The sequence below is a fragment of the Streptomyces sp. T39 genome (assembly GCF_008042045.1).
GTDB lineage: Bacteria > Actinomycetota > Actinomycetes > Streptomycetales > Streptomycetaceae > Streptomyces.
Genome location: NZ_RDBP01000051.1, coordinates 62,912 through 70,241 on the forward strand (window position 1 = coordinate 62,912; position 7,330 = coordinate 70,241).

At 76.6% G+C, this 7,330-nt stretch carries 5 protein-coding genes and 1 pseudogene; 4 read left to right on the forward strand and 2 right to left on the reverse strand.

Annotated elements, in window-relative coordinates; translation table 11 throughout:
* From EAO77_RS31645 to EAO77_RS31655, 4 genes and pseudogenes are all read left to right on the forward strand, one after another.
* Positions 1-217: pseudogene (locus EAO77_RS31645) on the forward strand (SpdA protein); the annotation flags it as partial.
* Between the two features lie 16 nt (positions 218-233).
* On the forward strand, positions 234-428 hold the full coding sequence (locus EAO77_RS39005; protein ID WP_187283503.1) for a hypothetical protein: 195 nt from the start codon (positions 234-236) through the stop codon (positions 426-428).
* A gap of 1 nt (position 429) precedes the next feature.
* Positions 430-624, forward strand: a complete 195-nt coding sequence (locus EAO77_RS31650) for a mobile element transfer protein (RefSeq protein ID WP_147991766.1) — start codon at positions 430-432, stop codon at positions 622-624.
* A gap of 13 nt (positions 625-637) precedes the next feature.
* Entirely contained in the window at positions 638-856 is a 219-nt protein-coding gene (locus EAO77_RS31655; protein WP_147991767.1) for a hypothetical protein, read from the forward strand.
* Between the two features lie 132 nt (positions 857-988).
* On the opposite strand, the gene EAO77_RS31665 is transcribed toward EAO77_RS31655, so the two are convergent.
* Both EAO77_RS31665 and EAO77_RS31670 read right to left on the reverse strand, forming a co-directional pair.
* A complete protein-coding gene (locus tag EAO77_RS31665; protein WP_261994227.1) occupies positions 989-4,828 on the reverse strand; it encodes a condensation domain-containing protein in 3,840 nt (1,279 codons plus the stop codon).
* A gap of 69 nt (positions 4,829-4,897) precedes the next feature.
* Positions 4,898-7,330: condensation domain-containing protein (locus tag EAO77_RS31670; RefSeq protein ID WP_261994228.1), on the reverse strand; the 2,433-nt coding region annotated here is incomplete at its 5' end.

A 7,330-nucleotide genomic window follows, 5' to 3' on the forward strand; every position in this document is an offset into this window, starting at 1 on the left:
GCCCGCCGCCGCAGGAACTGACCGCTGCTCGACCTGTTCCGCGGCCCCCGCCGGCATCCCCGCTCCGTCGGTCCCGGTCGCCCTGGTCGACCACGCTCGCAAGGTCGCCGACGACCACTTCGCCCGCACCGGCACCCCGATCGACACCGACACCCTGCGCGCCCGCCTCGGCGTCCCCGCGCCCATGGCCGACGCCATCGCCGCCCACCTCACCTGAAGCGGATGGAGATCCCGTGACCCGCGACCCGGCCGACCTGACCACCGCCGACTATCTCGACAGCGCCCGCGAGATGACCGCCGCCGGCCGCCCCTACCTCGCCCACCTGCTCGCCGAGGAAGCCGCCCTGCGCACCGCCGACCCGGCCACCGCCGCCGCCATCCGCGCCACCTACCCCGACCCGACCACCACCCGGACGGAGACCGACTGACATGCCCGCCCGCGACCACTTCCACTCCGTCATGCGAATCGGCCCAGTGCAGATCGGCACCCACCGCGACCGCCACGGCCGCACCAAGCACGCCGCCGTCTGCACCGCCGACCGCTGCGGCTGGTCCTCCGACTTCACCGCGCAGTCAGCCGCTCAGCTCGCCGCCCGCACCCACCGCTGCCGCATCGCCGACTGAACGGAGACCCGTCGTGGACGTCCCGCTCTGGCTCGCCCTCATCGTCGTCGGCGCGCTCGGCATCAAGCTCATCCGCCCGCCCTGGTGGCTGATCGCCGTGCTCCTCCTCGGCGAGCAGGTGGGCGAGGTAGGGGCGGCCGGCGGCGGTCATCTCGCGGGCGCTGTCGAGATAGTCGGCGGTGGTCAGGTCGGCCGGGTCGCGGGTCACGGGATCTCCATCCGCTTCAGGTGAGGGGGAGATCCCCCTGCGGGCCGCCCTCCTCGAACCCGACGACGGCAGCGGCCAGGTCCTGGTCCTCCTGGTGCACCACATCGCCGCCGACGGCTGGTCCACCGGTCCCCTGCTCGCCGACCTCTCCGCCGCCTACCTCGCCCGGGCCGCGGGCAGGTCGAGGACGGCGGGGGCGCCGGCCAGGGTCGTCTCCCAGAACTCCCGGTGGGCTTCGGCCTCGGGCCCTTCGAGGAGGTCGTGCTGCCAGAGGGCGTAGTCGGCGTACTGGACGGGCAGCGGCTCCCGGTCGGGGGCACGGCCCGCGGCCCGGGCGAGGTAGGCGGCGGAGAGGTCGGCGAGCAGGGGACCGGTGGACCAGCCGTCGGCGGCGATGTGGTGCACCAGGAGGACCAGGACCTGGCCGCTGCCGTCGTCGGGTTCGAGGAGGGCGGCCCGCAGGGGGATCTCCCGCGCGAGGTCGAAGACATGGGCGGCGGCCTCGGCGGCGGCCCCCGCCAGCTGCGCGGCGGGGACGGTCCGCAGGTCGAGCTCGGGCCGGGCGGCGGGCAGGATCTCCTGGTAGGGCTCGCCGTCGGCGTCGCGGTAGCGGGTGCGCAGCACCTCGTGGCGGTCGCACAGGTCGGCGAGCGCCTCGGCGAGCGGGGCGGCGTCGAGGGGCGCGGCGGGCCGCAGGACGAGCGGGATGTTGTAGGAGGCGCTGGGGCCTTCGAGGGTGTCGATGAACCAGAGCCGGCGCTGGGCGCGGGACAGCGGGACGTGTGCGGGCCGGTCGGCGCGCGGGGCGGGCCGGGGCCGGTCCCCGGTGACGCCGGCGGGTCCGTCGCCCGCGGTGCCGGCGATGCGGCGGGCGAGGGCGTCGGGGGTGGGCGCGAGGAACAGGTCGCGTACCTGGACGTAGGTGCCGAGGCGGGCCCGGATGCGGTTGGCGAGGCGGACACCGCTCATGGAGTGGCCGCCGATGGTGAAGAAGTCCTCGTGCGGCCCGACCCGGTCGAGGCCGAGGACCTCGGCGAACATGGCGCAGAGGGTGTCGGTGTGGGGGGCGGCCGGTCCGGTGGTGTCGCGGGCGGCGGCCGCCGCGGCGTCCCGCTCGGCGGCGTGCTCGGCGGCCCGGGCGCGCCGCTCGTCGAGGGCACGGCGCTCGGCCCCGGGCACCAGGTCGGTGTCGCGGACGGGGGCGCCGGCGTCACCGGCGGCGGCGCGCAGGGCGCGTTCGAGGGCGGTGAGCAGGATCCGGGGCACGTCCTCGTCGAGGACGTCGCGGGCGTACTCCAGGGCGAGCCGCAGTCCGGCAGGGGCGCCGTCCGTGCCGCGCAGTTCCAGGCAGGATGCGGTGAGGTCGAACTTGGTGGTGGCGGGCCCCTCGCCGCGGAAGCGGCCGTCGATGCCGCCGAAGCGGAACGTCTCCTCCTCGGCGGTGCCGGTGCGCAGGGTGAGCATCACCTGGAACAGCGGGTGCAGACCGGGGGCGCGGGGCGGGGCGAGGTGCTCGACGAGCAGGTCGAAGGGGATGCGCTGATGCGCGAAGGCGGCGAGGTCGGTGTCCCGGACACGGCACAGCAGATCGGCGAAGGCCGGGTCGCCGGAGGTGTCGGTGGGCAGCGCCAGGGTGTTGACGAAGAAGCCGACGAGGTCGTCGAGGGCTTCGTCCTCGCGTCCGGCGACGGGGGTGCCGAGGGCGAGCCGGTCACCGGCGCCGGCGGCACGCAGCGCCAGGCCGAGGGCGGCCTGGAGCACCATGAGCACCGTGGCGCCGTGGTCCTCGGCGAGGCGCACCAGCCGCCGGTGGACGTCCGCGCCGATGTCGGTGTGGACCAGGCCGCCGTGGTGGCCGCGGTCGGCGGGCCGGGGCCGGTCGAGGGGCAGCGGCGTCTCGGCGGGGAGGCCGTCGAGGGCGGTGCGCCAGTGGTCGAGGCCGCGGGCGACGACGGAGGCGGGGTCACCGGGGTCGCCGAGGACGTCGTTCTGCCAGAGGGTGTAGTCGGCGTACTGCACGGGGAGCGGGTCGAAGCCGGGGGCGCGGCCTCCGGCGCGGGCCTGGTAGGCGGCGGCGAGGTCGTTCACCAGCGGGGCGAGGGACCAGCCGTCGCCCGCGACGTGGTGGAGCAGTACGGCGAGGGTGGCGCCGGGACCCTCGTCCGGCAGGAACAGGGCGATCCGCAGGGGCAGTTCGCGGGAGAGGTCGAAGGTCTCCGCGGTGAACCGGGCGACGCTCGCGGCGAGTTCGCCCACCGGGCACTCGACGGTCCGCAGCCGCACGGTGCCGGGGGCCAGCACGTGCTGGTAGGGCTCGTCGTCGGGTGCGGGGAAGACGGTGCGCAGCACCTCGTGCCGTTCGGCGAGGTCGGTGACGGCGGCGGCGAGCGCCGCGCGGTCGGGGGCCGTCTCCAGGTCGAGGACGACGGGCATGTTGTAGGCGGCGGAGGGTCCGTCGAGCTGGTCGACGAGCCACAGCCGGCGCTGCGCGTGGGAGAGCGGCACCCGGTCCGGCAGCGGCAGCGGGTCCTCGTGGACGACGGGCAGGCGCGGGTCGGCGGTGCGGAGCACCTTGCGGTTGATCTTGCCGGAGGTGGTGCGCGGCAGGGCGACGACGAGGGCCACCGAGGGCACGGCGGCGGCCGGCATGCGGTCGCGGACCCAGTCGCGCAGCTCGTCGGGGGCGGTGCCGCCCTCGGTGACGGTGAAGGCGACGAGCCGCTTGACGCCGTCGGCGTCCTGCTGGGCGACGACGGCGGCCTCGCGGACCGCGGGATGGCCGGCGAGCACGGAGTCGACGGCGGCGGGGTCGATGCGCTGGCCGCCGATCTTGACCTCGTCGTCGAGGCGGCCGTGGTAGAGGATCTGGCGGTCCTCCCCGATGGTGACCAAATCGCCGGTGCGGTAGGCGCGTTCGCCGTCCAGCTCGGTGAAGCGGCGGGCGTTCAGCTCGGGGCGGTGGAGGTAGCCGCGGGTCAGGCCGCCGCCGAGCAGCCACAGTTCACCGGCGACGACGGCCGCGCGGACACCGGGCAGCGGGCGTCCGATGGGGACGGGGCCCGGCTCGTGGCGGGTGAGGTCGGCGACGGTGGCGACGACGGTGGTCTCGGTCGGGCCGTAGGCGTTGAGCAGGCGGACGGTGTCGCCGACGAGGCCGCGCCACTGCGCGATCCTCTCGGGCAGCGCGGCCTCGCCGTAGATGATGACGGTGCGCAGGGAGTCGGGCAGCCGGGCGGAGCCGGTGGCCAGGACGTAGACGAGCTCGTGCCAGTAGGCGGCCGGCAGGTCGAGCAGGGTGACGCCGTGACGGGCGCAGCCGTCGAGGAGTTCGCCGACGTCGAGCATGTCGTCGGTGCGCAGGACGAGGGTGCCGCCGGCGCCGAGGGTCGCGAAGATCTCCTGGATGCTGGCGTCGAAGTGCAGCGGGCTGAACTGGAGCACGAGGTCGTCGGGGCCGATGCCGTAGGCGGGGGTGGCACCGGCGATGAAGTGGGCGAGGGAGTCGTGGGCGACGACGACGCCGTTGGGGGTGCCGGTGGAGCCGGAGGTGTAGATGACGTACGCGGCGCCCTCGCCGGCGCCCGGGCCGTCGAGGACCACCTCGCCGCGGCGGGCGACGTCGGCGGGCGCGGGGGCCGTGTCGCCGCAGGCGTCGCGCAGGATGGCCTCGTTGCGGGCGTCGGGAGCGCGGACGTCGAGCGGCAGGTAGGCGGCGCCGGTGGTGAGCACGGCGAGGAGTCCGACGATCGCGTCGACGCCGCGGGGCCGGTGGAGGGCGACGAGCCGCCCGGGACCGGCCCCTTCGGCGGCGAGGGCGGCGGCGCGCTCGCGCACCGCGGCGGCGAGGGCCTCGTAGGTGAGGGACGTGCCGCCGTGCACCAGGGCGGTGGCACCGGGCCGTTCCCGTACCTGACGGTCGATCAGGTCGAGGACGGGCGGGGCGGGATCGGGAGAGGGTCCGCCGTCGAGCAGGTCGTCCGTTCCGCTGGGGGGCATGCCGAGTTCCTCCGGTAAGGGGCCGAGAGACCGGGGCGAACGGTTCCTCTCGCCTCCGTGACCTCCACGCTAGGGGCGCCCCCTCCGCCCCCGGGGCAGTCCGCCCGGCAACTCGGGGCGGCAGAACGCCCACCGGGAGCTGCCGGTCGGGGCGCGGGGGCGCGCCCTTGGCGCGGCGGTCGTCCCCGACGAGTGGGCGGGGCCCGGAGAGCGCGGCGCGCCCCTGGCGGCGCGGGGTCCGGCCGCCGGGGAGCGGTCGGCGTCGGGTACGCGCCGGGCGCGCGGCGGGGCGGTCGTCCCCGACGGGGGCGACGGGCGCGCGGGACGGGGGCGACGGGCGCGCGGCCTGCCGAGCCCGCCGACGCCCGGGTGGACCGGCTGCTGCTCCTCTTCGCCGAGGTCCTCGGTGGACGCCGGGTCGGTCCGGAGGACAACTTCTTCCGCACGGGCGGTCGGGTTGCGGAACAGGTCCCGCAGGGTGAGGTCCTGGCCGAGCTCGGCCCGGATCCGGTTGAGGAGCCGGACCGCGAGGAGCGAATGCCCGCCCGTGCGGAAGAAGTTGTCCTCCGGACCGACCCGGCGTCCACCGAGGACCTCGGCGAAGAGGAGCAGCAGCCGGTCCACCCGGGCGTCGGCGGGCTCGGCAGGCGCCGGTCCCTCCGCCGCCTGGGCGGCCGACACCGGGCCGGTGACGACCCTGGCGGGGGTGAGGTACTCGGGCAGCCGCTCGGCGGCCCAGGCCCGCAGCTCCGCCTCGGTGGCCGCGCCGGGGCCCAGGTCGACCTGCGCGTGCAGCACGCCGTCACGGACCTCGGCGCTCGCCCCGGTGACGGCCGGGTGGGACAGCAGGGCCGCCTCCACACGCCCGGGTTCCACCGGGTATCCGCCCGCGGTGAGCGTGGCGACGGGGCGCAGGGTGCCGTCGGCGGCCGGGTAGGCGCGGCGGCCGGTCGGGCGCAGGGTGCCGTCGGCGCCCCGGGTGTGCACCTCGCCGGGGACGCGGACGGCGGCGGGCCGGCCGCGTTCGTCGAGGACGGTCTCCGTCGCCGCGCCACGGGCGGGGACGTCCTGGCCGGCGGGGGCGTCGGAGAGCGGCAGGCCGGGGTCGGCGGCGAACGCCTCCAGCGCGAGGGCCAGGCGCCGGGCCAGCAGCCGGACGGTGTCCTCGTCGTAGAGGGCGGTGGCGTACTCCAGCACACCGCGCAGCCCGCCGGGTGCCCCGTCGGCCCCGGCCAGCTCGGTGAGCGCGAAGGTCAGGTCGCTCTTCGCCCCGGTGCTGCGGAAGCCGACCGCGTCGCCGTCGAGGACGGAGGGGGTGTCCGGGCCGCCGCCGCCGGCGGCGGCGTGGACCTGGAGCATCACCTGCACGAGCGGGGCGTGGGCGGCGGAGCGGTCCGGGCTGAGGTGCTCGACCAGGCGGTCGAAGGGCAGGTCCTGGTGGCTGTAGGCGGCGAGACCGGTGGCACGCACGCGGCGCACCAGGTCGCCGAAGGCGGGGTCGCCGGAGGTGTCGGTGCGCAGCACCAGGGTGTTGACGAAGAAGCCGACGAGCGGGTGCAGGGCGTCGTCCGCGCGTCCCGCGACGGTGGTGCCGATGGCCACGTCGGTGCCGGCGCCGTGCCGGGTGAGGACGGCGGCCAGTGCGGCCTGCACCACCATGAAGAGGGTGGCCCCGTGGGCGCGTGCGCAGCGCAGCAGGTCGCGGTGGACGCCGGCGCCGATCTCGAAGCCGGTGAGGGCGCCCGCCCCGTCGCCCTCCAGGGGGCGGGGGCGGTCGGTGGGCAGCGCGAGGAGCGGCGGCATGCCGTCGAGGGCCGTGCGCCAGTGGGCGAGCTGCTCCTCGGCGACGCCGTGTTCGCCGTCGAGGAGTTCGTGCTGCCAGAGGGTGTAGTCGGTGTACTGGACGGGCAGCGGCGCCCAGTCGGGGGCGCGGCCCTCGGCGCGGGCCCGGTAGGCGGTGTCGAGGTCGTCGAGGAGGCAGCCGGTGGACCAGCCGTCGCCCGCGATGTGGTGCACCAGCAGGACAAGGGTCTGGGATCCGTCCCCGCCGGTGACGAGCCGGGCCCGGAACGGGATCTCCGCGGCCAGGTCGAAGACGTGTCCGGCGGCGGTGTCGACGGCGTCCCGCACGGCGTCGGGCCCGTCGGCGCGGACCAGTTCCAGGACCGGCCGCGCACTCTCGACCACCTGCTGCCAGGGCTCCCCCTCGTGCGCCGGGCAGACGGTCCGCAGCACCTCGTGGCGGGCGGCGACGTCGCCGAGCGCGGCGGCGAGGTGGGCCGGGTCCAGGGGCCGGTGGAGGCGGGTGACGACGGGGATGTTGTAGGTGGCGCTCGGGCCTTCCAGGCGGTCCATGAACCACAGCCTCAGCTGTGCCGCGGAGAGCGGGATGCGCTGGGGGCGCAGCGCGAGCGCCAGCGCCGCCCGCACCACCATGAAGAACGTCACCCGCCGCTCCCGCGCCACCGCCAGCAGCGCCCGGTGGACCCCGGCGTCGAGGTC

What these genes read in the sequence shown, in the direction of transcription:
- EAO77_RS31650 (WP_147991766.1), top strand. Translation starts at nt 430, where the DNA reads ATGCCCGCCCGCGACCACTTCCACTCCGTCATGCGAATCGGCCCAGTG.
- EAO77_RS31665 (WP_261994227.1), bottom strand. Translation starts at nt 4,828, where the DNA reads ATGCCCCCCAGCGGAACGGACGACCTGCTCGACGGCGGACCCTCTCCC.